Raw genomic sequence first — 26,369 nt, forward strand, 5'->3', positions numbered from 1 at the left:
CCCGGTGCTGCGGCGGCACCGGCACCGGCACCCGCGCGCGCCGTCGCGCCCAAGCGCAAGGCCTACAAGCTGGTCGCCATTGGCACCTCCACCGGCGGGCCGGTGGCGCTGCAGCGCGTGCTGACCCAACTGCCGGCCAGTTTTCCGGCGCCCATCGTATTGATCCAGCACATGCCCGCGGCCTTCACCAAGGCCTTTGCCGACCGCCTGGACAAGCTCTGCCGCATCCGGGTCAAGGAGGCCGAGGACGGTGACGTGCTGCGTCCGGGCCTGGCGCTGCTGGCGCCGGGTGGCAAGCAGATGATGATCGACGGGCGTGGTGCCGTGCGCATCCTGCCGGGCGACGACCGCCTCAACTACAAGCCCTGTGTCGATGTCACCTTCGGCTCGGCGGCCAAGTCGTTCCATGACAAGGTGCTGGCGGTGGTCCTGACCGGCATGGGTGCCGATGGCCGCGAGGGCGCGCGTCTGCTCAAGCAGAGCGGCAGCCAGGTGTGGGCGCAGGACGAGGCCAGTTGCGTGATCTATGGCATGCCCATGGCCGTGGTCAAGGCCAATCTCAGCGACGCCGTCTACGGCCTCGACGATATCGGCCGCAATCTGGCCGAGGCGTGTATCTGATGGATGTGCTCAGCCTCATCGGGCTGGTGCTGGCGTTCGTCGCCATCGTCGGCGGCAATTTCCTCGAAGGCGGCCACATATCGGCCCTGGTCAACGGGCCGGCGGCGCTCATCGTGCTCGGCGGCACCTTGGGCGCCGTGCTGTTGCAAACGCCGATCTCGGTGTTCATCCGGGCGGTGAACATCATCCGCTGGATCTTCTTTCCGCCACGCATCGACCTGGCGCGCGGCATCCTCATGGTGACCGCCTGGAGCAACACCGCGCGCAAGGAAGGGCTGCTCGGGCTTGAGCCGGTCGCCGAGACCGAGCCCGATCCGTACGCGCGCAAGGGCCTGCAACTGCTGGTCGACGGTGCCGAGCCGGAGGTGATCCGCAGCATCCTCGAGGTGGATCTCTACACCCAGGAAAGTCGCGACCTGCGGGCGGCGAAGGTCTACGAGAGCATGGGCGGCTACTCGCCGACGATCGGTATCATCGGCGCGGTGATGGGGCTGATCCACGTCATGGGCAACCTGGCCGACCCCGGCCAGCTGGGCGACGGTATCGCCGTGGCGTTCGTCGCCACCATCTACGGCGTCGCGTTCGCCAACCTGCTGGTGCTGCCGGTGGGCAACAAGCTCAAGAGCATCGTGCAGCGCCAGACGGCCTATCGCGAGATGCTGCTGGAGGGCGTGCTGTCCATCGCCGAGGGCGAGAACCCGCGTTCCATCGAGATGAAGCTGCAAGGCTTCATGGACTGACCGGCCATGGCCAGACGCAGACAGCCGGAAGAGCACGACAACCACGAACGCTGGCTGGTGTCCTACGCGGACTTCATCACGCTGCTGTTCGCCTTTTTCGTGGTGATGTATTCGATCTCCTCGATCAATGAAGGCAAGTACAAGATTCTTTCCGACTCGCTGGTCGGCGTCTTCAATCAGGTCGATCGCTCGGTGAAACCCATTCCGATAGGCGAGGAGCGACCGCGGACGACCGAGCCGAATGTTTCCGACGACCTCGCCGGACAGGCATCGACGACCAGCGAGCTGGTTCTCGACCCGCTGGAAAGCATCGCCCGGAGCATGCGCGAGGCCTTCGGCGACCTGATCGGCAAGGAGCAACTGATCGTGCGCGGCAACGAGCTATGGGTGGAGATCGAACTCAACTCCAGCCTGCTGTTTCCCAGCGGCGATGCCTTGCCCAACGATCAGGCCTTCGCGCTGATCGAGAAGGTCGCCGGGATTCTGGCTCCCTTCGACAACCCGATCCACGTCGAGGGCTTCACCGACAACCTGCCGATCAGCACCGACAAGTTTCCGACCAACTGGGAACTCTCCGCCGCGCGCGCCGGCAGCGTGGTGCGCATGCTCGCGGCACAGGGGGTGAATCCCTCGCGCCTCGCTGCGGTGGGCTATGGCGAGTACCAGCCGGTGGCGGACAACGCGACCGCCGAGGGCCGGGCGCGCAACCGCCGGGTCGTCCTGGTGGTGTCGCGCAACCTCGACGTGCGCCGCAGCGTCAGCGGCGTGGGCAGCAGCAATGCCAAGCCGGATGCGACCTTGCGCCGGGCTGGCACACAAACTGCACCGGCTGCGGCCATGTAGGCGCCGCGGGCGCAGTCGTCAAAACACCGTCGTCGTGCCATCGCGGGCACGACAAAGCCGGTAGCTTCGAGCCGGGTGGAACTGAGCAATGAGAGTCTGGGCTGTAGCCAATCAAAAGGGCGGGGTAGGCAAGACCACCACGTCGATCGCGCTGGCAGGGTTGCTCGCCGATGCCGGCAAGCGGGTCGTGGTGCTGGATCTCGATCCGCATGGGTCGATGACCAGCTATTTCGGGCATGATCCGGACAACCTCGATCACAGCGTCTTCGACCTGTTCCAGCATCAGGGCACCGTCCCCGAGGGATTGCCGTGGCAACTGCTGCTGTCCACCAGCCACGAGCGCATCTCGCTGCTGCCCTCGAGTACCGTGCTGGCCACCCTGGAGCGCCAGTCGCCCGGGCAGAGCGGTCTGGGCCTGGTCATCGCCAAGAGCCTGTCGCAGATGTGGCAGGACTTCGACTACGCGATCATCGACAGCCCGCCGCTGCTGGGGGTGCTGATGGTCAATGCGCTGGCCGCCAGCCAGCAGCTGATCATTCCGGTACAGACCGAGTTCCTCGCGATGAAGGGCCTCGAGCGGATGGTCGGTACGCTGGCGATGGTCAATCGTTCGCGCAAGCAGGCGCTGCCCTATGCCATCGTGCCGACGCTGTTCGACCGCCGGACCCAGGCTTCGATGAATACGCTGAAGGTGCTGCGCGCAGGCTATGCGGACAATCTCTGGCCCGCCTTCATTCCCATCGACACGCGCCTGCGCGACGCCAGCCGCGCCGGCCTGACGCCGTCGCAGTTCGATGCGGGGAGCCGCGCGGTACTCGCCTACCGGGCGCTGCTCAAGCATCTGCTGGCGATGCAGCCCTCGCCGCAGGTGGCTTGAGATGGTGATGGCGGCGGCTCAAGTTTGTCGCCCACGCAGCCGATAGCCTGTTCAGATTTTCATCACGAGTTGCTTCCATGAGTCGTAGCGTCCTAACCGAAACGCGATCCCAGCAGGCGCTGCAGTCCTATCTCGACGCGCTGTTGCAGGATGCGGCCATCGAGCTGGCGGAATCGGTCAGCCAGGACGAGTTCCAGGCGGCCGTACTCGAGGAGCGGCTGCGTGATACCCACCGGGATGCGCCGCGGCCACCGCTCGAAGTGGTCCAGCCCGAAGTGGCCATGGCTGCCGAACCCGAGAAGCTGGCGGCGCCTGCCGTGGCGCTGGTGGAGCCGGTTGTCGAGCTCGATGCCGTGCCGCGCGGCGCCGGCGAGCCGCCGCTCAAGGCCGGAGCCCTGCCGGAGTGGGGCGAGGAGCCCTTCGAGTGCCTGTTGTTCGACGTGGCCGGCCTGACGCTGGCGGTACCGCTGGTCTGCCTGGGCTCGATTTATCCGCTGGCCGGACAGGAGCTGACGCCACTGTTCGGCCAGCCTGACTGGTTTCTCGGCATACTGCCGAGCCAGGCCGGCAACCTGAAGGTGCTGGATACCGCGCGCTGGGTGATGCCCGATCGCTACCGCGACGATTTCCGCCAAGGGCTGCAATATGTGATCTCGGTACAGGGCTACGAGTGGGGGCTGGCGGTGCATCAGGTCAGCCGTTCGATCCGCCTCGAACCGCGCGAGGTCAAGTGGCGCACCCAGCGTAGCCAGCGGCCCTGGCTCGCCGGCACGGTGATCGAGCACATGTGCGCGCTGGTCGATGTGACGGCGCTGGCGGAACTGATCGCCAGCGGCGCCACCAGGCAATTGAAGGCCGTGCCGCGCCAGGCACACTGAACCAGATAAACGACGGGCGCGCCGGGTGGCGCGATCCGGAACGATGGAATCGACCGCCATAGCGGTATTTGAAGAAGGTGGGGCTATGAAGATGACGTCTGCGCAGGGTTCCGATGATCCTGTCCTGCAATGGGTAACCTTCCGTCTGGACAACGAGACGTACGGCATCAACGTGATGCAGGTTCAGGAAGTGTTGCGCTATACCGAGATCGCGCCGGTTCCGGGGGCGCCGAGCTATGTGCTGGGCATCATCAACCTGCGCGGCAACGTGGTGACGGTGATCGATACCCGCCAGCGCTTCGGCCTGGCGCCGGCGCCGGTATCGGACAACACCCGCATCGTGATCATCGAGGCGGATCGCCAGGTGGTCGGCATCATGGTCGATAGCGTGGCCGAGGTGGTCTATCTTCGTCAGTCGGAGATCGAGACCGCACCGAACGTCGGTAACGACGAGTCGGCCAAGTTCATCCAGGGTGTGTGCAACAAGAACGGCGAGCTGCTGATTCTGGTCGAACTCGACAAGATGATGAGCGAAGAAGAATGGGCGGAACTTGAGAGCATCTGATACATGCTGATCGCGTCGCTGGTCGCATCGCTGGTTGCGCTGGCCTTCTGCTGCCTTGGGCTGCTGGGCTTCTGCCTGTGGCTGCTCAAGCGGCAGCGGTTGCTGGCGGAGCAGCAGAGCCAGCGCGATGCCGTGCGTGACAAACGCCTCAAGGAGCTGAGCAACCGGCTGGACACCTATCTCGAAGGCAGCGTGCGCATGGGCGACGAACTGCGCGAGCTGGGCCGCCTGGTCGCGCCGCTGCCGGACAAGCTCAGCCAGCTGGAGCAGCGCGATCCCAACAATTTCTCCTTTTCCCAGGCCGCCAAGCTGGTGGGCCTGGGCGCCAGCGTCGACGATCTGACGCAATCCTGCGGCCTCTCGCAATCGGAGGCCGAACTGATGAGCAAGCTGCACCAGGCGCGCAAGAAGCCCTGAGCCTCTCGTCGAGCCGCTGTCGGCTCCGTCGCAAAAATGCCCATCCAGGCCCCTGCGGCCGGAACCTCCGCCAGCTGTCACCTTCCAACCAGTAGGGACCGGATGTCGCCGGGCCCGACCGGTTCCGCCTTGGGGCGAGGAGGGCGATATGCGGCGCGTTCTGATCCTGATGCTTTTCATCGTTCCGCTTGGGCTGCAGGCCGGGGAAGCGCCGCGGGACGTCGACGGCGCGTTGACCGTCAATGTCTTCCAGGCCAAGCGCCTGCATGAGCTGGGGGCCGTGTTCATCGACGTGCGTCCCGGCCGCGAATGGTTGTGGGGGCACGTCGAAGGCGCGGTGCACTTCGACCTGGCCAGCGATTTCGCCAGCCTGGCCGACGCGCAATGGCCGCGCGAGCTACCGTTGGTGATCTACTGCGACAGCGAAGTCTGCCCGCGCAGCGCGCAGGCGGCGCGGATGGCCGTTGCCTGGGGTTATCAGCGGGTGTTCTATTTCCGCGAAGGCTACTTCGCCTGGCAGCTGCACGATTTCCCTCAGGTGACGGCGGCGGATACCACGTTCACCACGCTCAACGCCCGGGCCCATTGAGCAGGGGCAGCGACGGCGCCACCGACGTATCGCCGCCAGCGTCGAACCCGGGCGGGCATTTGCCCTTGAGATACCAGGCGAAGGCGATGATCTCCGCGATGGTCCGGTACAGCGTCTCGGGAATTTCATCGCCCAGCTCCAGGCGCGCGAGCAGTTTCACCAGCTCGGCATTCTCGTAGATCGGTACCTCGTGTTCGCGGGCGATGGCGAGGATGGCTTCGGCCAGCTCGTCGTCGCCCTTGGCGGTCAGGCTTGGCGCGCTCACGCCATCGTAGCTGAGGGCGATTGCCTGGCGCGGATTCTGGTCGTTCATGCGGTTTCATCCACGAAACGTTGTTCCAGCGTCGTGCGCGGCCCCTGTGGCGGAACACCCTGGCGACAGCTCAGTTCGCCGACGTCGAGCCCGGCGGCCTGGAGGCGGTCACGCAGGTGCGGGAGTTCGGTCGAGATCAGTTCGGCGGTGGCGCCGCGCTCCGCCCATAGCTGGCTGGACAGGGTGCCGCGCAGCAGCTGTGCCTGCACCTGAAGCGGGCCGAGTGGGGATACATCGAAGGCCAGCTCGATCTTCCAGAGGGTTTCGGGTGGTTCCCTGTCCTGCCGGGCGGGTTGATCCTCGCGCTGCAGCTTGATCTGCAGCGGCACGATATCGTGCTGGTCGCGCATCGGCAGTTCCAGTTGCCAGGTGGTGAGCAGGGCGCCGTCCGGGCCGACCTGGGTCTGGGCCAGGCTGGACAACTGGTGGGTCTGCAGCCGCGACACGGCCGCAGCGGCGAGTTTGAGCAGGAGTTCGAGGTCGGCCTCGTCTTCCAGGCCGGGCGGTAGTTTGCTGGGCAAGGGGAAGCCGACCGCCAATTGCCGCGAGCCGCCCTGGCCCAGCGCGCCCAGGGCGTTGCGGGCGAAGGCCGGCAATGCCTGGCCGATGGCGCCACCCGCCTGCGCGCTGGCCAGTGGTGTGCTGCCGGGCAGGTTGGGCATCTGTGCCAGCAGGCGCAGCAGCGCCGCCTTGAGGTCGCCATGCAGGCTCTCGGTCTGCCCGGCGAGCAGGCGGGCTTCGAAAAACACTCCGCTCTTGGCCAGGGCGGCGGCCAGGTTCTTGGCGTCGCCCAGTTGCTGCATGTCCGGGATCAGGCCGAGCAGCTTCTCGGCGGCGCCGCGCAGCCCTTCGGGCAACGTACTGCCGGCATCCAGCAGCGCTTTGAACAAGCCTTCCAGCGACGCCTGGCGGTTCTGCTGGGCGCCGAGCTGCTCGCTGAGGTGCAGCTGGTCGAGGCGTCCGCTCAGCGGCAGGAAGGCCAGCGACTGGCTGCCTTTGACCTGGGCGGTGAGCAGGCTGCCGAGGGGCAGTGGGTTGTTCGACTCGATGTTCAGCTTCTGCCCCGCCAATGGCGAATTGAGCAGGCTGAGCACGACCTTGAACACTGTCTGGCCGTCGCTCCCGGCCTGTTGGCTGGTCGCGACCACCCGGCCCTGGATCATGCTGCCAATGGGCAGTTGCTGCAGGTCGAGCGAGGAAACCGGTTGGCGTGCGGCTGGCTGCGGCGAGGCCAGCAGGCGGCTATCGGAGAGGGCGGTGATGGCATACGTGGTGCCGGGTGCCAACGCCTTGCTGCTGCTGGCCTCCAACGTGGCCTGGCGCCCGTTGCCCAGGGTCAGGCGCAGCACCAGCTGAAATGCCTGGCTGGCCTCCTTGAGGCTGACGATCTCGGCCTCGGCGCTCTCGCCGGCGCTGAGCAACCCCTGCATGGGCTGCAGCAGCTTCAGCGCCAGCTCGCTGGCCGCGACGGTTTGGCGCGGCGCGCTGGCCGGGGGCAGAGGTTGCGCACTCTTGATCTCGGTCATCTTTCCTCAAATGCTCTTACAACCTTTCGCGTTTGCGGCCTTTGGCGGCAAGGGTTGCCATGTATAATTCCGCCCGCCCGGTGCTGTCGCTGAGTATAGCGGCCGGGCTCTTTTCATCTTGAGGTGTCGCCAGCGTGTCAACTCCCTTTCTCGAAGCTGTGGCGCTCGCCTGCGAGCGGGACTGGCGCCTGCTCTTCGACAAGCTCGATCTGCGCCTCGATCCGGGGGAGATGCTGCAGATCGCCGGACCCAACGGCAGCGGCAAGACCAGCCTGCTGCGCCTGCTTTCCGGCTTGATGCAACCGACCGCCGGCGACGTGCTGCTCAAGGGACAGCCGCTCGAGGCCCAACGCAGCGAACTGGCACGCAACCTGTTGTGGATCGGCCATGCCGCGGGCATCAAGGGCCTGCTGACCGCGGAGGAGAACCTCACCTGGCTCTGCGCGCTGCATCAGCCGACCAGCCGCGAAGCCATCTGGCAGGCCCTCGCTGCCGTAGGCCTGCGCGGTTTCGAGGATGTGCCGTGCCACACGCTCTCCGCCGGCCAGCAGCGTCGCGTCGGCCTGGCGCGCCTTTATCTCTCTCCGCCGCCGCTGTGGATTCTCGACGAGCCGTTCACCGCACTCGACAAGCATGGCGTCGCGCAACTGGAGCATCACCTGGCCGTCCATTGCGAACAGGGTGGCCTGGTGGTGTTGACCACACATCACAGCCTGACGGAAAAGCCCGCCGGCTATCGTGAACTGGATTTGGGACAACGGGCCGCATGAGCAGCGTGTTCACTCTCTTGCTGGCACGTGAAGCGCGCCTGCTGTTCCGCCGGCCGGCCGAACTGGCCAACCCGCTGGTGTTCTTCGCCATCGTCATCGCTTTGTTTCCGTTGGCGGTGGGGCCGGAAAGCCAACTGTTGCAAACCATTTCCCCGGGGCTGGTCTGGGTGGCGGCGCTGCTGGCCGTGCTGCTCTCGCTGGACGGGCTTTTCCGCAGTGATTTCGAGGACGGCTCGCTCGAACAGTGGGTCGTTTCGCCGCACCCCCTCGCGCTTCTGGTGCTCGCCAAGGTGCTGGCACACTGGGCTTTCTCCGGCCTGGCGCTGGTTCTGCTGGCGCCGTTGCTGGGCTGATGCTCGGCCTGCCGCTGGGCACCCTGCCGGTGCTACTGATCTCGCTGCTGCTGGGGACACCGATTCTGAGTCTGCTGGGAGCGGTCGGCGCAGCCCTGACGGTGGGGCTCAAACGCGGTGGTCTGCTACTGGCGCTGTTGATCCTGCCGCTCTACATCCCGGTACTCATCCTTGGCAGCGGAGCACTGCAGGCAGCGTTGCAGGGACTGCCGGCGACCGGTCATCTATTATGCTGGCCAGCCTGACCGCTTTGGCGGTTACGCTTACGCCTTTTGCGATAGCCGCCGGGTTGAAGATCAGCGTTGGCGAGTAGCGGTACATAACGATGGCCGGGGAACACATCCGGCTGGTGAAGTGATCGTCGAGACCTGGCGTGCCGGGTTTCGCTGAATGATGAGTCATCCGATGAACTGGACATGGTTTCACAAGCTGGGCTCCCCCAAGTGGTTCTACGAGATCAGCGGCCGCTGGCTGCCGTGGCTGGCCTGGGCGGCGGCGCTGCTGGTCGGTGTCGGCGTGGTCTGGGCGCTGGCCTTCGCCCCCGAGGACTACCAGCAGGGCAACAGCTTCCGGATCATCTACATCCACGTCCCCGCGGCGTTCCTCGCCCAATCGGTCTACGTGATGCTGGCGATCGCCGGCGTGGTCGGCCTGGTATGGAAGATGAAGCTCGCCGACGTCGCGCTGCAGCAGGCCGCGCCGATCGGCGCCTGGATGACTTTCATCGCGCTGCTCACCGGCGCGGTCTGGGGCAAGCCGACCTGGGGTGCCTGGTGGGTCTGGGACGCGCGCCTGACCTCGATGCTGATCCTGCTGTTCCTGTATTTCGGTGTGATCGCGCTGGGCCAGGCGATCAGCAACCGTGACAGCGCCGCCAAGGCCTGTGCGGTGCTGGCCATCGTCGGCGTGGTGAACATACCGATCATCAAGTACTCGGTGGAGTGGTGGAACACCCTGCACCAGCCAGCCACCTTCAAGGTCACCGAGAAGCCCGCGATGCCGGTGGAAATGTGGTTGCCGCTGCTGGTGATGGTGATCGGCTTCTACTGTTTCTTCGCCGCCGTGCTGTTGATGCGCATGCGCCTGGAAGTCCTGCGCCGCGAGTCGCGCGCCAGCTGGGTGAAGAGCGAGGTCAAGTCTCTGGTGGGGAATAACGCGTGAACTTTTCATCCTTCGCCGATTTCATCGCCATGGGCAATCATGGCGTGTATGTCTGGACCTCCTATGGCATCAGCCTGGCGGTACTGGTTCTCAACGTCGCACTGCCGATCCTGGCTCGCCGGCGTTACCTGCAAGATGAGGCGCGTCGTTTGCGCCGGGAGGAGTTGAAGTGAATCCGGTGCGCAAGAAGCGTCTTTTCATCGTGCTGGCGATTCTCGCCGGTGTCGGTATCGCCGTGGCGCTGGCGTTGTCTGCCCTGCAGCAGAACATCAACCTGTTCTACACGCCGAGCCAGATCGCCGCCGGTGAAGCCCCCGAGGGCACCCGGATCCGCGCGGGCGGCTTGGTCGAACAAGGTTCGGTGCAGCGCAGCAACGATTCGCTGAACGTATCCTTCCGCGTCACCGATGGTGCCGAGACGGTGACCATCACCTACCAGGCATTCTCCCGGACCTGTTCCGCGAAGGGCAGGGCATCGTCGCGCTGGGGCGGGTCAATGCCGACGGCGTGCTGGTCGCCGACGAAGTGCTGGCCAAGCACGATGAGAACTACATGCCGCCGGAAGTCAGCCAGGCGCTCGAGAAGAGCGGCATGATGAAGCACTACGAGGGCGGCAAGCAGGAGTACGCGAAATGATTCCCGAGCTCGGCCATCTGGCGATGATCCTGGCGCTGTGCCTGGCGGCGGTCCAGGCCACGCTTCCGCTGATCGGCGCCTGGCGCGGCGACAGGCAGTGGATGGGGGTGGCCCAGCCAGCGGCCTGGGGCCAGTTCGCCTTTCTCGGCTTCGCCTTCGCCTGCCTGACCTATGCGTTCATGGCCGATGACTTCTCCGTGGCCTACGTTGCGCAGAACTCCAACAGCGCGCTGCCCTGGTACTACAAGTTCAGTGCGGTCTGGGGCGCCATGAGGGGTCGCTGCTGCTCTGGGCTTTCATCCTCTCTGGCTGGACCTTCGCCGTGGCGATCTTCTCCCGGCAACTGCCCGAGGACATGCTGGCCCGCGTGCTGGGCGTGATGGGGCTGATCAGCGTCGGTTTCCTGCTGTTTCTCATTGTCACGTCCAATCCATTCGACCGCTTGCTGCCGCAATCGCCGATGGATGGCCGCGACCTGAATCCGCTGCTGCAGGATTTCGGCCTGGTCGTGCATCCGCCCATGCTCTACATGGCTACGTCGGTTTCTCCGTGGCCTTCGCCTTCGCCATCGCCGCCTTGCTCGGCGGCCGCCTGGATGCCGCCTGGGCACGCTGGTCGCGGCCGTGGACGCTGGTGGCATGGTCGTTCCTCGGTATCGGCATCTCCCTGGGCTCCTGGTGGGCCTATTACGAGCTGGGCTGGGGCGGCTGGTGGTTCTGGGACCCGGTGGAAAACGCCTCCTTCATGCCCTGGCTGGTCGGAACCGCGCTGGTCCATTCGCTGGCCGTCACCGAGAAGCGCGGGGTGTTCAAGAGCTGGACCGTGCTGCTGGCGATCGCCGCTTTTTCGCTGAGCCTGCTCGGTACTTTCCTGGTGCGTTCCGGGGTGCTGACCTCGGTGCACGCCTTCGCCACCGATCCCGCGCGCGGGGTGTTCATCCTGGTCTTCCTGCTGATCGTGGTAGGGGGCTCGCTGACCCTGTTCGCGCTGCGGGCGCCGGTGGTCAAGAGCCAGGTAGGCTTCGGCCTGTGGTCGCGTGAGACGCTGCTGCTGGTGAACAACCTGCTGCTGATGGTCGCCACGGCGATGATTCTGCTCGGCACGCTCTATCCATTGCTGCTCGATGCGCTCTCCGGCGCCAAGCTGTCGGTGGGACCACCGTACTTCAACGCGATGTTCGTCCCGCTGATGGGGGCGTTGATGCTGGCGCTGGGCGTCGGCATCCTGGTGCGCTGGAAGGACACGCCGTTGAAGTGGCTGATCGGCATGCTCACGCCGGTGCTGATCACCAGCGTGATCCTTGGCGGTCTCGGATCCCTGGTTTTCGGCGACTTCAACTGGGCGGTGCTGGCCGTGTGCCTGTTGGCAGCCTGGGTGGTGCTCGCCAGTGTCCGCGACCTGCTCGACAAGACCCGCCACAAGGGCTTGCTCAAAGGCGTGCGGAGCCTGGCGCCGAGTTACTGGGGCATGCACCTGGCACACCTGGGCCTGGCCGCCTGCGCCATGGGGGTGGTACTCACCAGCCACCAGAGTGCCGAGCGCGACCTGCGTCTGGCGCCGGGTGAGTCGCTGGAGCTGGGCGGCTACCACTTCGTCTTCGAGGGGGCGGCGCATCACGAAGGGCCGAACTTCACATCCGACAGGGCGACCATCCGCGTGCTCGATGGCGACAGGCAGATTGCCGTGCTGCATCCGGAGAAGCGCCTGTACACCGTGCAGCAGATGCCGATGACCGAGGCTGGCATCGATCCCGGCTTCACCCGCGACCTCTATGTCGCGCTCGGCGAGCCGCTGGGCGATGGTGCCTGGGCCGTGCGGGTGCATATCAAGCCGTTCGTTCGCTGGATCTGGCTGGGCGGCCTGATGATGGCTCTGGGCGGGGTGCTGGCGGCCAGCGATCGCCGTTATCGAGTCAAGGTCAAAACCCGGGTGCGCGAAGTGCTGGGCCTGGCAGCGCAAGGAGCCTGATGTGAGAAGAGTGTTGATGTTGCTGCCGCTGGCGATCTTCCTGGTCGTGGCAGTGTTTCTCTATCGAGGCCTGTTCCTCGATCCGTCGGAGCTGCCTTCGGCGCTGATCGGCAAGCCGCTGCCGGCATTCTCGTTGCCGTCGGTAGAGGATGAGCAGCGCCTGATCGGCGACGCTGACCTGAAGGGCAAGCCGGCGCTGGTCAATGTCTGGGCTACCTGGTGTGTCGCCTGCAAGGTGGAGCATCCGGTGTTGAACCGGCTGGCGGAGCAGGGGGTGCTGATTTACGGCGTCAACTACAAGGACGACAACGCCGCGGCACAGAAGTGGCTGCGCGAATTCCATGATCCCTACCAGCTGAATATCCGTGACGAGCAGGGCACCCTCGGGTTGGACCTGGGGGTCTACGGTGCGCCGGAAACCTTCCTCATCGACAAGCAGGGCATCATTCGCCACAAGTTCGTCGGCGTGATCGATGATCGCGTCTGGCGCGAGCAACTGGCTGCGCTCTATCAGCAACTGGTGGACGAATGAAACGACTGACCCGCGCTGCGCTGCTCGGCTTGTTCCTCGCTGCGACTGCCCATGCCGCCATCGATACCTACGAGTTCAAGGACGAGGCCGAGCGCGAACGCTATCGCACCCTGACCGAAGAGCTGCGCTGTCCGAAGTGCCAGAACCAGAACATCGCCGATTCCAATGCGCCGATCGCCATGGACCTGCGCCAGGAAATCTTCCGTATGCTCGAGGAGGGGCAGAGCAACGACCAGATCGTCGACTACCTGGTCGCGCGGTATGGCGATTTCGTTCGTTACAAGCCGCCTGTGAACACCAAGACCCTTCTGCTCTGGTATGGCCCGGCGGGGCTGTTGGTACTGGGCTTCGGCATTCTCGTGGCGATCCTGGTTCGACGTCGCCGCATCGAGAATGCCCCGGCTTCGAACACTCTTTCCGAGGCCGAGCGCGAACGCCTCGCCAAGCTGCTGGATAAAAAAGACTCATGATCGATTTCTGGATCGCTGCCGGCGCGCTGCTGCTGGTGGCCTTGGCTTTTCTGCTGTTGCCCATCCTGCATGGCCGTCGTGCCCAGGCAGAGGAAGACCGTACTGCGTTGAACGTGGCCCTGTACGAAGAGCGGCTGGCCGAACTGGCGGCCCAGCACGCGGCCGGCACGCTGAGCGCCGAGCTGATGGAGGCGGGGCGTGCCGACGCTGCGCGGGAACTGTTGGACGATACCGAAGGCAGCGATACCCCGCGTGTCGCCAGGCTCGGGCGCAGTGTGCCTGTGGCCGTGGCGGTGCTGGTGCCGATCATCGCCTATGGGCTCTATATGTACTGGGGTTCCAGCGACAAGCTGGAACTGGCGCGGCAGTTCAGCGAGCAGCCGCGCACGATCGAAGAGATGACCGCGCGCCTCGAGAAGGCTGTGCAGGCGCAGCCGGATTCTGCCGAAGCCTGGTACTTCCTCGGCCGTACCTACATGAATCAGGAGCGACCGGCCGATGCGGCCAAGGCTTTCGAGCGCGTCGTCGGGCTTGCCGGGCGCCAGCCGGAACTGCTTGGGCAGTGGGCGCAAGCGCTGTATTTCGCGCGCGACCGCCAGTGGACCGCCGAACTGCAGGCGCTCACCGACGAGGCGCTCAAAGGCGACCCACAGGAGGTGACCAGCCTCGGGCTGCTGGGCATCGCGGCCTTCGAGGATCAGCGTTATCAGGATGCCGTTCGCTTCTGGGAGCGGCTGGTCGCGGCCCTGCCCGAGGAAGACCCTTCCCGTGACGCCATCCGCGGCGGTATCGCCCGGGCACGCGAGCAAATGGGCGAGCCGGCAGCCGCCTCGCCACGGCAGTCCGAAGCGGAATCCGCTGCGGTCACGCTGCAGGTAGAGGTTGCACTGGATCCCGAGGTCGCAAAGCAGGTTTCGCCCGGGGACAGCGTCTTCGTCTTCGCGCGAGCGGTATCGGGACCGGCGATTCCGCTGGCAGCCAAACGCCTGACGGTTGCCGATCTGCCTGCCCGTGTCAGCCTGGGCGATGCCGATGCGATGATGCCCTCGCTGAAGCTTTCCAACTTCGGGCAGATTACCCTGGTGGCACGGGTATCCCGTGAAGGCAACGCAACCAAAGGCGAGTGGCTGGGTCAAAGCGGAACGCTGGATACCGCCGGCGACCAGACCGAAGTGCGCTTGACCATCGACCGGGCCGATACGCCCTGACAACCCGGCATCTGACGGACGTGAGGATGAACGTGAAGGCCCCTGCTGTTGCACTTTCGCTCAAGGCGCTTGCGATGCTGGGGCTGGCGCTCCTGCTCGGTGCCTGTGCGGGCACGCCCTATGATTCCTCAAGGCAAATCCCGCCGGCCAAACCGATACCTCGTGTGCCGGAACCCAGCGGGCCGGTCATTGCGCCTCCGCCCATCCAGACACCGCCGGCGCCGCGACCACCTGCGACCCAGAAGAGCCATCCACGCTACGCGCCGCCGCCTCATGTGGCTGCGCACTGGGACAATCGCCTGGGCGTTTACGTCGTGGAAGGGCGTGACCTGTTCTATCGCGAGCGCCTGTACTACCGCTGGGATGGCGACTGGTACTGCTCGGGACGCCCTGACGGCCCCTGGGAGCCGGTTGCGCCGCCCAGCGTTCCACCGGGGCTGCGCGAGCGCTACTAGTGGCCTGTTTGGCCGCCGCATCCGCTGTTTCTGTCGCTCTGCTGTCGACTCCGGCCCGCATCGGCCGCGCCGCGAAGTTTTTCGCGCTCTTGACTAAAGGCCCAGGGGGTATTGCCGATACAGGAACAGCAGCATCTGATGCTGCGGTATTTCAGCTGGGCCGGCGACAGCCGCCGCAACGGGCCTCTGCCCCGGAGTCGATCATGAATGCTTCCGTCAAGCGCCTCGAAGAAACCGGCAGTGCATTGCGCGATGCGTTGGCTCAGCAGGACTGGGCTGCCATCAGCCTGCTCGACCGCGAATGCCGCCAAGCCGTCGAAGAGGCCATGCGGGAATCTTCGCGTGACGAAGTCATGATTCGCCAGCGCCTGCAGGAATTGCTGGGGCTCTATCGCGAGTTGGTGACCACCTGCCAGACCGAACAACGGCGTATCGCTGACGAATTGCTGCAGCTGAATCATTCTCGCCAAAGCGCCAAGGTCTACCAGCTGTTCGGTTGATCCCGTAACCACAGCGCGATCGTCGCCGCCAGCTACCATCGCGGCCGCTACCTTGCGGCTGCATCCTCCCCCGATTGATCTGCCGCCGCCGATCCGGCATGCGCTCATTCGGCATTAAATCATCGCCGGAAGTGTGGCATTATTGCGCCATCAGTCTGTTGTGCATTTGTGCCGATAGTGCTGCGGGAGCCGATACCCGTGCTTTTGGTCCATCTGCTCGTCAATGCATGAATTGAAATAGCGGAGCATGTCGCAATATGTTGGTTTTTTGCTTCTTCTTTAGTCGTTAATTCACGTCATAAATTTGACTCAGTTCATTTTTTTTCATTAACCTACTCGTTATCTGCCGTTGGTGTGATCGTCTCTCTTCCATGGATGCGAGCGCAGGCTTTCTTTCAGCCTATTTAGAGCCCTATAAACAAGATGTGGCGTGAAACCAAGATTTTGTTGATAGACGATGATAGTGACCGCCGTCGCGACCTGGCGGTCATCCTGAATTTCCTCAGTGAAGATCATCTGGCCTGTTCCAGTAATGAATGGCAGGACGCCGTCGCTCCCCTGGAGTCCAGCCGCGCCGTCATCGGGGTGATGCTGGGCGAAATCACCGCCAAAGGCGGTGCCGTCGAATTGATCAAGCAGATGGGCAAGTGGGACGAGAACGTGCCGCTGATGCTGATCGGCGAACCCGCTCCGGCGGATTGGCCGGAAGATGTGCGCCGTCGCGTGCTGACCAGCCTGGAAATGCCGCCCAGCTACAACAAGCTGCTCGATTCCCTGCACCGGGCGCAGATCTATCGCGAGATGTACGACCAGGCCAAGTCGCGCGGCCGGCAGCGCGAGCCCAACCTGTTCCGCAGCCTGGTCGGCACCAGCCGCGCCGTGCAGCACGTGCGGCAGATGATGCAGCAGGTGGCCGACACCGAAGCCAGCGTGTTGATCCTCGGCGAGTCCGGCACGGGCAAGGAAGTGGTCGCGCGCAACCTGCATTACCATTCCAAGCGCCGCCAGGGCCCGTTCGTGCCGGTCAACTGCGGTGCGATTCCGGCCGAGTTGCTGGAAAGCGAACTCTTCGGCCATGAGAAGGGCGCCTTCACCGGTGCGATCACGGCGCGTTCGGGACGCTTCGAGCTGGCCGAAGGTGGCACCCTGTTCCTCGACGAAATCGGCGACATGCCACTGCCGATGCAGGTCAAGCTGTTGCGCGTGCTGCAGGAGCGCACCTTCGAGCGTGTCGGCAGCAACCGTACGCAGAATGCCGACGTGCGGATCATCGCGGCGACCCACAAGGACCTCGAGAAGATGATCGAGGAAGGGACCTTCCGCGAAGATCTCTACTATCGCCTGAACGTCTTCCCCATCGAGATGGCGCCATTGCGCGAGCGGGTCGAGGATATCCCCCTGCTGATGAACGAGCTGATCTCGCGCATGGAGCACGAGAAGCGCGGTTCGATTCGCTTCAACTCGGCCGCCATCATGTCGCTCTGCCGCCATGACTGGCCGGGCAACGTGCGCGAGCTGGCCAACCTCGTCGAGCGCATGGCGATCATGCATCCCTACGGCGTCATCGGGGTGATGGAGCTGCCGAAGAAGTTCCGCCATGTCGATGACGACGACGAGCAGTACGCCAGCAGCCTGCATGACGAAATGGAAGAGCGTGCCGCGATCAGTGCGCCGATGGCGGTTCCCGAAGCCCAGGCGATGCTGCCGATCGAGGGGCTCGATCTCAAGGAGTACCTCGGCAACCTCGAGCAGGGTCTCATTCACCAGGCCCTGGAGGATGCCGGTGGCGTGGTGGCGCGGGCTGCCGAGCGGCTGCGTATCCGTCGTACCACACTGGTGGAGAAGATGCGCAAGTACGGCATGAATCGCCGCGACGACGATAACGGCGAATAACTCTCGCGGTGATTCTGCAGCGAGGCCGCCATGAAGGCGGCCTCGCTTCGTATCGGTTTCCACTTCTGTCCTTGCCGCTGCATGCCGCGGTGGCTTTCACGCGTTTCCATGCGTCTGGCGGCGGCACGAAGATTGCTCCGGTCACGGGACCGACCATCTTTTGACAGGCGCGAGTGAGACAGTGAATTCCGTCACCAGCCGATCCGCAGAGCCGTTCGATCCCGCCAGCGCGCTCGAGCTGAGCCAGTCCCTCGAGCTGTTCCGCCAGGTGTCCGGGCAACTGGACGAGTCCCAGGGGCTGTTGCGGGCCCATGTCGCCGAGCTCCAGGGGCAGCTTGCCGAGGCCAGCGCGCAGCGCCGGCTGGAACTCGAAGAAAAGGAAAGGCTGGCCCAGCGGCTGCAGAACGTGTTGGACCTGCTGCCCGGCGGCGTCATCGTGATCGATGGACACGGGGTCGTGCGCGAGGCCAATCCGGTGGCGCTGGAACTGCTCGGCGAGCCGCTGGAGGGCGCCCTATGGCGTGACGTCATCGCCCGCAGCTTCGCCCCGCGCAAGGACGATGGCCACGAGATCTCGTTGCGCAACGGCCGGCGCCTGTCGATCGCCACGCGCTCGCTCAGCGGCGAGCCCGGCCAACTGGTGCTGCTGACCGATCTCACCGAAACACGGCGCCTGCAGGACCAACTGGCGCGCCATGAGCGCTTGTCGTCGCTGGGGCGCATGGTGGCTTCCCTGGCCCATCAGATCCGCACGCCGCTATCGACCGCGCTGCTCTATGCCAGCCATCTGGAGCAGGGCGGTCTTACCGATGAGCAGCGGCAGCGTTTCGCCGGCCGACTGAAGGATCGCCTGCACGAGCTGGAGCACCAGGTACGCGACATGCTGATTTTCGCTCGTGGCGACCTGCCGCTGGATGATCGTGTGAGTCCGGCGGCGCTGCTGGCGGCGCTGCGGAGCGCGGCGGAGCCGCAGTTGCGGGACGTGGCCTTGCGTTGGCAGTGTGATGTGCATGGCGGCGAACTACTCTGCAACCGCGACACCCTGGTCGGCGCATTGCTGAATCTGCTCGAAAATGCGCAGCAGGCTGCCGGCAGCGACCTGCGCCTGAAAATCCATGGCTATCGCCGTGGTTCCATGCTGCGCTTGTGCATCAGCGACAACGGCCAGGGGATCGATAGCGCCACGCTGGCGCGTCTCGGCGAGCCGTTCTTCACCACCAAGGCCACCGGCACCGGGCTGGGGCTGGCAGTGGTCAAGGCGGTGGCAAGGGCCCATCGAGCGAATTGCAACTGTTCTCGCGCCCGGGACGCGGGACTTGCGCCTTGCTGACGCTGCCATTGATCGCCGTCGAACGGAAACCGGAGTGACCCGCATGACCGCCAAGATACTGCTGGTCGAAGACGACCGCTCGCTGCGCGAAGCGCTGGGTGACACCCTGCAACTGGGCGGCTACGAGCACCGTGCCGTCGATTGCGCCGAGGCGGCGCTGGCCGCCCTGCAGCAAGAGCCGTTCGGCCTGGTCATCAGCGACGTGAACATGCCCGGCATGGACGGTCATGCGCTGCTGGGGGTGATCCGGCAGCGCCATCCGCAACTGCCGGTGCTGCTGATGACCGCTTTCGGCGCCGTAGCCAGGGCCGTCGACGCGATGCGCCAGGGTGCCGCGGATTATCTGGTCAAGCCGTTCGAGCCGAAAACCCTGCTCGATCTTCTCGCGCAGCATGTCAATGGCCGCCTCGGCGCTGGCGAGCCGGAGGGGCCGGTGGCCTGTGAACCGGCCAGCCAGCAGTTGCTTGGCCTTGCCGCACGCGTTGCGCAAAGCGATTCGACGGTGCTGATTTCCGGCGAGTCGGGTACCGGCAAGGAAGTGCTGGCACGCTACATCCACCAGCAGTCGCCGCGAGCCGCCAGGCCGTTCATCGCCATCAACTGTGCCGCGATCCCGGACAACATGCTGGAGGCCACGCTGTTCGGTCACGAGAAGGGCGCATTCACCGGCGCCATCGCCAGCCAGCCGGGCAAGTTCGAGCTGGCCGACGGTGGCACGCTGCTGCTCGACGAGATTTCCGAGATGCCGCTGGCATTGCAGGCCAAGCTGCTGCGCGTATTGCAGGAGCGGGAAGTCGAGCGGGTTGGCGCGCGCAAACCGATCACGCTGGACATCCGCGTACTGGCCACCACCAATCGCGATCTGGCCGGGGAGGTGGCCGCCGGGCGTTTCCGCGAGGATCTGTTCTACCGTCTTTCCGTCTTCCCCCTGGCCTGGCCGCCGCTGCGCCAGCGTCCGGCCGATATCCTGCCGCTGGCCGAGCGCCTGCTGGCCAGCCACGCCAGGAAGATGCATCAGATTGCGCCACGGCTTTCCAGCGAGGCGCAACGTTGCCTGCTGGAGCATGCCTGGCCCGGTAATGTGCGTGAGCTGGACAATGCCATCCAGCGGGCGCTGATTCTCCAGCAGGGCGGCCAGATCCAGCCGCATGACCTCTGCCTGGGCGCGTCGATCGGCCTGGCGAGCATGTCGGCCACGGTCATGCCGCCAGCCCCTGCGGCGACCATGCCGGCTGCACCGATAGCCGAGGCGGGCGGGGTGCTGGGCGAGGATCTGCGGCGCCGCGAGTTCCAGCTGATCATCGATACCTTGCGTGCCGAGCGTGGTCGGCGCAAGGAGACTGCCGACCGCCTGGGTATCAGTGCCCGCACGCTGCGCTACAAGCTGGCGCAGATGCGCGATGCCGGGATGGACGTGGAGGCTTCGCTCTACGCCGGCTGAGCCTGCCTGGGCGCGCGCCCGGTCTGCTAAGCTGCCTGCCGTCACGACGATGGAGAATCCAAAGTGGATGCAGGCTTCTGGCAGGGGCGTTGGGCCCGTAACGAAATCGGTTTTCATCTCGAACAGGTCCATCCCGGGCTGCGCCGTCACTGGCCTCGGCTGGAACTCCCGGAGCGCTGGAGTGCTGGTGCCGCTGTGCGGCAAGAGCCTGGACCTGGCCTGGCTCGCGGGGCAGGGCTTCAACGTGCTGGGCGTGGAGTTGAGCGAGAAGGCGGTCGAGGCGTTCTTCGCCGAGCAGCAGCTCGAAGCCGAGGTTTCCCAGGCCGGCGCCTTCCGGGTCTATCGTTCGGGCGCCTGGAGATTCGTTGCGGCGATTTCTTCGAGCTTGGCGCCGCCGATGTCGCGACCTGCCAGGGCGTCTACGACCGCGCGGCTCTGATCGCGCTACCGCCGCCGATGCGCCGCCGTTATGCGGCGCACCTGTCGACGATCCTTCCGGCCGATTGCCAGCAGTTGCTGGTCACCCTGGATTACGACCAGCAGCAGATGGACGGGCCGCCTTTTGCCGTCGCTGAGGCCGAAGTGAAGGCGCTGTATGCACCCAGCTGGCAAGTGGAGCAGCTCGAAGCCAAGGAGGTCCTGGAGCGCAACCCGAAGATGCGCGAACGGGGGCTACAGCGGCTGGAAGAGCGGTTTTACCGGCTGCGGCGGTAGGTTGGGTTGAGCCGCTCAGCGGCGAAGCCCAGCGTCCCATCGAAGCCCGGGCCGCGCGATGGCCTCGAGTATCGCTCGTTGGGCTTCGCTTCGTTCAGCCCAACCTGCGTGGATAAGCCGATCAGCCTTCGGCCTGCAGGCGGCGGATGAAAATGTCCGCCTCGTCGATGGCGCGTTGCATGTCGGCCACCAACTGGTCGACGTTGCTCTGTAGCGCGCGGTATTCGCCGTGCAGTGCGCCGATGGCGCGGGCGTTGAGGTTGTGCTTGAGGAACAGCACCTGATCGCGCAGCACGCTGAGCACCGGCTCGATACGCTGTTCGGCGGCCTTCATGCGTTGCAGCCGGGTGCGGTATTCGGCGCGGGTGCGGCTCAGTTCCTTGGCGCTGGCAGCCTTCAAACTGGCATTGCTGTACTGCTTGAGCTCGCCTTCCCACTCCTTGAACAGGGCGTCGGCGACATCCTCCACCGCTTCGATGCGGCTGCGCACGTTGCGGGCGCTGGCCATGCTGGCCTCGTATTCGCGATCGAGCGCGTTGTAGCGCTTCTCCAGATCGCCACCCTGTACCTCGACGACGCTGCGATAACGCTCCAGGGCATCCTTGAACTGCTCCTTGGCCTCCTGCTGGGCATCGCGGGCATCCTCGACCCGGTCGACGAGAATGTCGCGCTTGTGGATGCCGGCTTTTTCCATTGCCGAGTAATAGGCGCTCTGGCAGCCGCCGAGGGCGAGCAGGGCGAGCAGGGCGCAGCAGGCGAGAATGAGTCGGCGCATGGCTATTCCTTGTATGCGGGGCAGTCGAAAGCATAGACAAACGAAAAGGGCGACTTGCGTCGCCCTTGCTGCCGCGCTATCGCGTTTAGCCGCGCTGGCGCAGCGCCTCGATGCGGTCTTCCAGCGGCGGGTGGCTCATGAGCAGCCCGGCCAGGCCGTGCTTCAGCGAGCCGTTGATGCCGAACGCCTTGAGGCTGTCGGGCATGTGCACCGGCAGGCCCTGCTCGGCGCGCAGGCGCTGCAGGGCGCCGATCATGGCGCTGGTGCCGGCCAGCTGGGCGCCGGCTTCGTCGGCGCGGTATTCGCGTTTGCGCGAGAACCACATGACGATGATGCTGGCGAGGATGCCCAGTACCAGTTCGGCGAAGATGGTCGCGACGAAGTAACCGATGCCGTGGCCTTCCTCGTTCTTGAGGATCGCCTTGTCGACGAAATTGCCGAAGATCCGCGCGAAGAACATCACGAAGGTGTTCACCACGCCCTGGATCAGTGCCAGGGTGACCATGTCGCCATTGGCCACGTGGCCGATCTCGTGGGCCAGGACCGCCTTCACTTCATCCGGCGAGAAGCGCTCCAGCAATCCCTGGCTGACGGCGACCAGAGCATCGTTGCGATTCCAGCCGGTGGCGAAGGCGTTGGCTTCGTAAGCGGGGAAGATGCCGACTTCCGGCATCTTGATGCCGGCATCGCGCGACAACTGCTCGACGGTCTGCAGCAGCCATTGCTCGTGGCGGGTGCGCGGCTGGCTGATGATTTCGGTGCGGGTGCTCATCTTCGCCATCCACTTGGAGATGAACAGCGACACCAGCGAGCCGGCGAAACCGAAGACCGCGCAGAAGACCAGCAGGCTGCCGTAGTTCTGGCCGGTATAGCGATCGACCCCGAGCAGCTTGAGGGTGATGCTGGCGATGACCAGTACCGCAAGGTTGGTGGCCAGGAACAAGAAAATGCGCATCATGTTGCGGCAGACTCCAGGGTAGGAATTGAAGAACGATAGGCTATATAAGGCTCGCCCTTGAGCTATTCAACCGAGCGACTATTTCAAGCTATGTCGCCTGCCCGGCCAGGCTGTCGCGCAACGCTGCGCCCGACTCGTTCTCGAATAGCAGGCGGGTCAGGCGGGCGATGCGCTCGCCATGGCCGCTCTTCAATGCCTCGCGGAGCTGGTGGGCAAGGCTGGCATGGATACGCTGCACGCTGGGTGGCAGGCCCGGGTCGCCGTCGAGAGATCCGGGCACGCCGCGGGTCAGGCGCAGGAAACCTTTTTCGCTGAGCACCGCCTGGTCCAGCGCCTGGAACTGGATGGTGCTCTCGAAGCGCAGGTAGCCTTCCTCGGCCAGCCAGAGCAGGGCGCCGAGACAGCTCTGGTGGCGCTTGCTGGGCAGGCCGAATTCGTCTGGCTCCTCATGCCCGATCAGGTCCTCGACGTACAGTGCGATCCTGCGCGGGAAGGCCTGATAGAGCATCAGCAGGGCGCCGGCTGCATCCTTGTAGAAGTCGTCGATCTGCAGGTCCATCGGTTTACTGCTGGTACGTCTTGAGGAAGTTGCCGATACGCCCGATGGCCTGCTCCAGATCGTCGACGCGGGGCAGGGTGACCACGCGGAAATGATCCGGCCAGGGCCAGTTGAAGGCGGTGCCCTGGACGATCAGCAGTTTCTCGGCCAGCAGCAGGTCGAGCACGAACTTCTCGTCGTTGTGGATCGGGCAGACCTTCGGGTCGATCCGCGGGAATGCATACAGCGCGCCCATCGGCTTGACGCAGCTGATGCCGGGGATATCGTTGAGCAGCTCCCAACTGCGGTTGCGCTGCTCGAGCAGGCGGCCTGGCGGCAATATCAGGTCATTGATGCTCTGGTAGCCGCCCAGCGCGGTCTGGATGGCATGCTGCGCCGGTACGTTGGCGCACAGGCGCATGTTGGCGAGGATATCCAGGCCTTCGATATAGCTCTGCGCCTTCTGCTTCGGACCGGAGATCGCCACCCAGCCGGAACGGAAACCGGCGACGCGGTAGGACTTCGACAGGCCGTTGAAGGTCAGGCAGAGCACGTCCGGCGCCAGCGAGGCGGTGGAAACATGCACGGCGTCGTCGTAGAGAATCTTGTCGTAGATCTCGTCGGAGAACAGCACCAGCCGGTGCTGGCGTGCCAGCTCGACCATGCCTTCCAGCACTTCCTTCGGGTAGACCGCGCCGGTGGGGTTGTTCGGGTTGATCAGCACCAGCGCCTTGGTGTTCGGCGTGATCTTGGCCTTGATGTCGGCCAGGTCCGGCCACCAGTTGGCCTGCTCGTCGCACAGGTAGTGCACCGGCTTGCCGCCAGCCAGGCTCACTGCGGCGGTCCACAGCGGATAGTCCGGCGCCGGGATCAGCACCTCGTCGCCGTTATTGAGCAACGCCTGCATGGACATCACGATCAGCTCGGACACGCCGTTGCCGAGGTAGATATCCTCGATGCCGACGCCTTCCACCTGCTTCTGCTGGTAGTATTGCATGATCGCCTTGCGGGCGCTGAACAGGCCTTTCGAGTCGCTGTAGCCCTGGGCGGTGGGCAGGTTGCGGATCACGTCCTGGAGGATCTCCTCCGGGGCCTCGAAACCGAACGGTGCCGGGTTGCCGATGTTCAGCTTGAGGATGCGATGGCCTTCCTCTTCCAGGCGTTTGGCGTGCCGCAGCACGGGCCCGCGGATGTCGTAGCAGACATTGGCGAGCTTGTTCGATTTACTGACCTGCATGATCCTGAGTGTCCCGAAGTGAAAGCGCACCAGCGCTGGAATGGCTGGTCACGCCTGGCATGAACCCGGGCGCCTTGGCAGTCGGAAACCCCGCTGCCAGACTAGGCGTCGAAGAGGGAGGCATGATACGTGCGCCCCGACCACCGGGAAAGGTACAGATCGGCCTTTTTTAGAGGGGGTCTGTTCCTCTCTCCTGCGTTCGCAACGAAACGGCAACAGACCCTGAGGAGGTGTATCGATGGACAAGCTGGAAAAACCGCTGGACGTCTGGCGCGAGGAGCTTTCCGACGAGCAATTCCAGGTCTGCAGGCTCGGCGCCACCGAGCGTCCCTTCAGCGGCAAGTACAACGACACCAAGACACCGGGCATCTACCATTGCGCCTGTTGCAACGCGCCGCTGTTCGACTCGGATGCCAAGTTCGATTCCGGCTGCGGCTGGCCCAGTTATTTCCAGCCGGTCAGCGACACGGCGATCGCCAGCCTGGACGACTTCAGTCATGGCATGCACCGCATCGAGGTCAGGTGCGCGCGCTGCGATGCGCATCTGGGGCATGTGTTTCCCGATGGCCCTCGACCGACCGGGCTGCGCTACTGCATCAATTCGGCCTCTCTCAATCTGGTGCCGCGCGAGGCCTGACCCGCGCCGCAAGGAGCCGTGCATGCACGATCCGCTTTTCGACATCCCCTGCGTCACCATCGACGGGCAGCGCAAGACGCTCGCCGCCTATCCGGCCAAGGTGCTGTTGGTGGTCAATACCGCCAGCCAATGTGGTTTCACGCCGCAGTACAAGGGATTGGAGGAGCTGTGGCAGCGTTATGGCGAGCGCGGCCTGGTGGTGCTCGGTTTTCCCTGCAACCAGTTTGGCAAGCAGGAGCCGGACAGCGAGGAGCAGATCGCCGCGTTCTGCGAGCGCCGCTTCGGTGTCAGTTTTCCGTTGTTCGCCAAGGTCGAGGTCAACGGCGGGGACGCGCATCCGCTGTTCGTCGAGCTGAAGAAGCGCGCGCCGGGGCTGCTGGGCAGCAAGGCGATCAAGTGGAACTTCACCAAGTTTCTCATCGCCGAGCAGGGGCGCAAGGTGAAGCGCTATTCCTCCAGCACCGCGCCGCAGGCGCTTGCAGGCGAGATCGAAGCCCTGCTATGAGTGGCGGCTGGTGCGCCCGCCACGCCGCTCCCCCCCCGGGATGATCGGCCCGCGTGTTCATTTTCGGTTCATGCCCGGCGTTGGCCGGGCTTTTCTTCGTATCTGGAGTCGTTCATGGATGTCGAGCTGAAAGCCTTTCTGCAGCGTGCCGAGGGTCTGCTGGCGCGTATCGAACCGCTGCTGCCGGAGCAGCCCCCGGTCATCGACTGGGGGCGGGCCCTGGCCGCACGCTGGCAGCGCGATGCGCGCTCGGGCTATCTGGCGCCGCTCGAAGTCAGCCTCGACCTGAGCCTGGACGACCTGATCGGTGTCGACCGCCAACGTGATCTGCTGGCGGCCAACACCCGCCAGTTCGTCGACGGTCTACCGGCCAACCACACCTTGCTGTGGGGCGCGCGGGGTACCGGCAAGTCGTCGCTGATTCGTGCGCTGCTGGCCGAGTACGCGCCGTCCGGGCTGCGGCTGATCGAGATCGAGCGCGACCATCTGGCCGACCTGCCGCGGGTGGTCGAACAGCTCGTCGGCTTGCCGCAGGCGTTCGTGCTGTTCTGCGACGACCTGTCGTTCGAGGCCGGGGAGGGCGACTATCGCGTGCTCAAGAGCGTGCTCGACGGCTCGCTGGAGCGCGCACCGGAAAACGTGCTGCTGTACGCCACCTCGAACCGCCGGCATCTGGTGCCGGAGCGCCAGAGCGACAACGAGAACTGGCAGATGGTCGACGGCGAACTGCATCCGAACGAGGCCGTGGAGGACAAGATCGCCCTGTCGGACCGCTTCGGCCTGTGGCTGTCGTTCTATCCCTTCAGCCAGCAGCATTACCTCAGCGTGGTGCGCCACTGGATCGCATCGCTGGCGCGGCGCGCCGGGTTGGAGTGGGGCTGGGACGAGGAACTGGAGAAGGATGCGATTCGCTGGGCTA

At 64.9% G+C, this 26,369-nt stretch carries 27 protein-coding genes and 5 pseudogenes; 26 read left to right on the forward strand and 6 right to left on the reverse strand.

The genetic code is table 11. The features are described 5' to 3' along the window. From BAY1663_RS16360 to BAY1663_RS16395, 8 genes are all read left to right on the forward strand, one after another. Positions 1-621: chemotaxis protein CheB (locus BAY1663_RS16360; protein ID WP_037042766.1), on the forward strand; the 621-nt coding region annotated here is incomplete at its 5' end. Then, positions 621-1,361, forward strand: coding sequence for a flagellar motor protein (locus BAY1663_RS16365; RefSeq protein WP_037042769.1), 741 nt, complete (start codon positions 621-623; stop codon positions 1,359-1,361). The genes BAY1663_RS16360 and BAY1663_RS16365, both read left to right, overlap by 1 nt. 6 nt (positions 1,362-1,367) lie before the next feature. Then, positions 1,368-2,204, forward strand: a complete 837-nt coding sequence (motD, locus tag BAY1663_RS16370; RefSeq protein ID WP_037042771.1) for a flagellar motor protein MotD — start codon at positions 1,368-1,370, stop codon at positions 2,202-2,204. Between the two features lie 88 nt (positions 2,205-2,292). Then, on the forward strand, positions 2,293-3,081 hold the full coding sequence (locus tag BAY1663_RS16375; RefSeq protein WP_037042773.1) for a ParA family protein: 789 nt from the start codon (positions 2,293-2,295) through the stop codon (positions 3,079-3,081). A gap of 77 nt (positions 3,082-3,158) precedes the next feature. After that, complete coding sequence (locus BAY1663_RS16380; RefSeq protein ID WP_037042775.1) at positions 3,159-3,959, forward strand: CheW domain-containing protein; 801 nt, start codon at positions 3,159-3,161, stop codon at positions 3,957-3,959. Between the two features lie 85 nt (positions 3,960-4,044). Next, a complete protein-coding gene (locus BAY1663_RS16385; RefSeq protein ID WP_037042777.1) occupies positions 4,045-4,524 on the forward strand; it encodes a chemotaxis protein CheW in 480 nt (159 codons plus the stop codon). Positions 4,525-4,527: 3 nt separating this feature from the next. Next, complete coding sequence (locus tag BAY1663_RS16390) at positions 4,528-4,941, forward strand: DUF2802 domain-containing protein (protein WP_037042779.1); 414 nt, start codon at positions 4,528-4,530, stop codon at positions 4,939-4,941. A gap of 148 nt (positions 4,942-5,089) precedes the next feature. Then, positions 5,090-5,530, forward strand: a complete 441-nt coding sequence (locus BAY1663_RS16395) for a rhodanese-like domain-containing protein (RefSeq protein ID WP_037042781.1) — start codon at positions 5,090-5,092, stop codon at positions 5,528-5,530. Here BAY1663_RS16395 and BAY1663_RS16400 read toward each other — a convergent pair. Next, positions 5,511-5,843, reverse strand: a complete 333-nt coding sequence (locus BAY1663_RS16400) for an EscU/YscU/HrcU family type III secretion system export apparatus switch protein (protein WP_037042783.1) — start codon at positions 5,841-5,843, stop codon at positions 5,511-5,513. The two genes, BAY1663_RS16395 and BAY1663_RS16400, sit on opposite strands and share 20 nt — an antisense overlap. Then, positions 5,840-7,369 (reverse strand): flagellar hook-length control protein FliK, encoded by a 1,530-nt coding sequence (locus BAY1663_RS16405; protein ID WP_037042785.1) that lies wholly within the window; start codon positions 7,367-7,369, stop codon positions 5,840-5,842. The genes BAY1663_RS16400 and BAY1663_RS16405 overlap by 4 nt, the downstream gene beginning before the upstream one ends. A gap of 134 nt (positions 7,370-7,503) precedes the next feature. On the opposite strand from BAY1663_RS16405, the gene ccmA reads away from it, so the two are divergent. The 15 genes and pseudogenes from ccmA (at position 7,504) to BAY1663_RS16475 (ending at position 20,800) form a co-directional block, all read left to right on the forward strand. Further along, a complete protein-coding gene (ccmA, locus tag BAY1663_RS16410; RefSeq protein WP_037042787.1) occupies positions 7,504-8,139 on the forward strand; it encodes a cytochrome c biogenesis heme-transporting ATPase CcmA in 636 nt (211 codons plus the stop codon). Then, positions 8,136-8,805, forward strand: a pseudogene (gene ccmB, locus BAY1663_RS16415) (heme exporter protein CcmB). Before ccmA ends, ccmB begins: the two are co-directional and overlap by 4 nt. A gap of 92 nt (positions 8,806-8,897) precedes the next feature. After that, positions 8,898-9,653, forward strand: coding sequence for a heme ABC transporter permease (locus tag BAY1663_RS16420; RefSeq protein WP_037042790.1), 756 nt, complete (start codon positions 8,898-8,900; stop codon positions 9,651-9,653). Beyond that, positions 9,650-9,826, forward strand: coding sequence for a heme exporter protein CcmD (ccmD, locus tag BAY1663_RS16425; protein ID WP_037042792.1), 177 nt, complete (start codon positions 9,650-9,652; stop codon positions 9,824-9,826). The genes BAY1663_RS16420 and ccmD overlap by 4 nt, the downstream gene beginning before the upstream one ends. Next, positions 9,823-10,289: pseudogene (gene ccmE, locus BAY1663_RS16430) on the forward strand (cytochrome c maturation protein CcmE). The gene ccmD and the pseudogene ccmE overlap by 4 nt, the downstream one beginning before the upstream one ends. Further along, positions 10,286-12,257: pseudogene (locus BAY1663_RS16435) on the forward strand (heme lyase CcmF/NrfE family subunit). Before ccmE ends, BAY1663_RS16435 begins: the two co-directional pseudogenes overlap by 4 nt. A 16-nt stretch (positions 12,258-12,273) precedes the next feature. Continuing rightward, entirely contained in the window at positions 12,274-12,789 is a 516-nt protein-coding gene (locus tag BAY1663_RS16440) for a DsbE family thiol:disulfide interchange protein (RefSeq protein ID WP_272888737.1), read from the forward strand. Further along, on the forward strand, positions 12,786-13,259 hold the full coding sequence (locus tag BAY1663_RS16445) for a cytochrome c-type biogenesis protein (protein ID WP_037042796.1): 474 nt from the start codon (positions 12,786-12,788) through the stop codon (positions 13,257-13,259). The genes BAY1663_RS16440 and BAY1663_RS16445 overlap by 4 nt, the downstream gene beginning before the upstream one ends. Continuing rightward, entirely contained in the window at positions 13,256-14,467 is a 1,212-nt protein-coding gene (gene ccmI, locus BAY1663_RS16450; RefSeq protein ID WP_037042797.1) for a c-type cytochrome biogenesis protein CcmI, read from the forward strand. Before BAY1663_RS16445 ends, ccmI begins: the two co-directional genes overlap by 4 nt. A gap of 26 nt (positions 14,468-14,493) precedes the next feature. Continuing rightward, the gene (locus BAY1663_RS24025; protein ID WP_128576362.1) at positions 14,494-14,922 is read left to right on the forward strand and encodes a hypothetical protein; all 429 of its coding nucleotides are present in this window, start codon (positions 14,494-14,496) and stop codon (positions 14,920-14,922) included. A gap of 203 nt (positions 14,923-15,125) precedes the next feature. Beyond that, positions 15,126-15,422, forward strand: coding sequence for a flagellar protein FliT (fliT, locus tag BAY1663_RS16455; RefSeq protein ID WP_037042800.1), 297 nt, complete (start codon positions 15,126-15,128; stop codon positions 15,420-15,422). Positions 15,423-15,845: 423 nt separating this feature from the next. Further along, positions 15,846-17,315, forward strand: a complete 1,470-nt coding sequence (locus BAY1663_RS16460) for a sigma-54 dependent transcriptional regulator (protein WP_037042803.1) — start codon at positions 15,846-15,848, stop codon at positions 17,313-17,315. A 181-nt stretch (positions 17,316-17,496) separates the two neighbouring features. Next, positions 17,497-18,683 (forward strand): annotated as a pseudogene (locus BAY1663_RS16465) (PAS domain-containing sensor histidine kinase). A gap of 5 nt (positions 18,684-18,688) precedes the next feature. Beyond that, positions 18,689-20,086: a sigma-54 dependent transcriptional regulator gene (locus BAY1663_RS16470; protein ID WP_037042821.1), complete on the forward strand. Its 1,398-nt coding sequence runs from the start codon at positions 18,689-18,691 to the stop codon at positions 20,084-20,086. 63 nt (positions 20,087-20,149) lie between these two features. Next, positions 20,150-20,800 (forward strand): annotated as a pseudogene (locus tag BAY1663_RS16475) (thiopurine S-methyltransferase). Positions 20,801-20,921: 121 nt separating this feature from the next. Here BAY1663_RS16475 and BAY1663_RS16480 read toward each other — a convergent pair. The 4 genes from BAY1663_RS16480 to BAY1663_RS16495 form a co-directional block, all read right to left on the reverse strand. Next, positions 20,922-21,575, reverse strand: coding sequence for a DUF2959 domain-containing protein (locus BAY1663_RS16480; RefSeq protein WP_037042805.1), 654 nt, complete (start codon positions 21,573-21,575; stop codon positions 20,922-20,924). Between the two features lie 85 nt (positions 21,576-21,660). Next, positions 21,661-22,533 (reverse strand): protease HtpX, encoded by an 873-nt coding sequence (htpX, locus tag BAY1663_RS16485; protein WP_037042807.1) that lies wholly within the window; start codon positions 22,531-22,533, stop codon positions 21,661-21,663. Between the two features lie 88 nt (positions 22,534-22,621). Beyond that, entirely contained in the window at positions 22,622-23,092 is a 471-nt protein-coding gene (locus tag BAY1663_RS16490; RefSeq protein ID WP_037042809.1) for a hypothetical protein, read from the reverse strand. 4 nt (positions 23,093-23,096) lie between these two features. Further along, positions 23,097-24,308, reverse strand: a complete 1,212-nt coding sequence (locus BAY1663_RS16495) for a pyridoxal phosphate-dependent aminotransferase (protein ID WP_037042812.1) — start codon at positions 24,306-24,308, stop codon at positions 23,097-23,099. A 238-nt stretch (positions 24,309-24,546) separates the two neighbouring features. Here BAY1663_RS16495 and msrB point away from each other — a divergent pair, with 238 nt between their 5' ends. From msrB to BAY1663_RS16510, 3 genes are all read left to right on the forward strand, one after another. Further along, on the forward strand, positions 24,547-24,945 hold the full coding sequence (gene msrB / locus BAY1663_RS16500) for a peptide-methionine (R)-S-oxide reductase MsrB (protein ID WP_037042815.1): 399 nt from the start codon (positions 24,547-24,549) through the stop codon (positions 24,943-24,945). A 22-nt stretch (positions 24,946-24,967) separates the two neighbouring features. Then, positions 24,968-25,450: a glutathione peroxidase gene (locus BAY1663_RS16505; protein ID WP_037042817.1), complete on the forward strand. Its 483-nt coding sequence runs from the start codon at positions 24,968-24,970 to the stop codon at positions 25,448-25,450. A gap of 114 nt (positions 25,451-25,564) precedes the next feature. Next, the coding region (locus tag BAY1663_RS16510) for an ATP-binding protein (RefSeq protein ID WP_037042819.1) at positions 25,565-26,369 on the forward strand (805 nt) is incomplete at its 3' end.

This window comes from Pseudomonas sp. BAY1663, from assembly GCF_000582595.1.
Classification (GTDB): Bacteria; Pseudomonadota; Gammaproteobacteria; order Pseudomonadales; family Pseudomonadaceae; genus Stutzerimonas; species Stutzerimonas stutzeri_AF.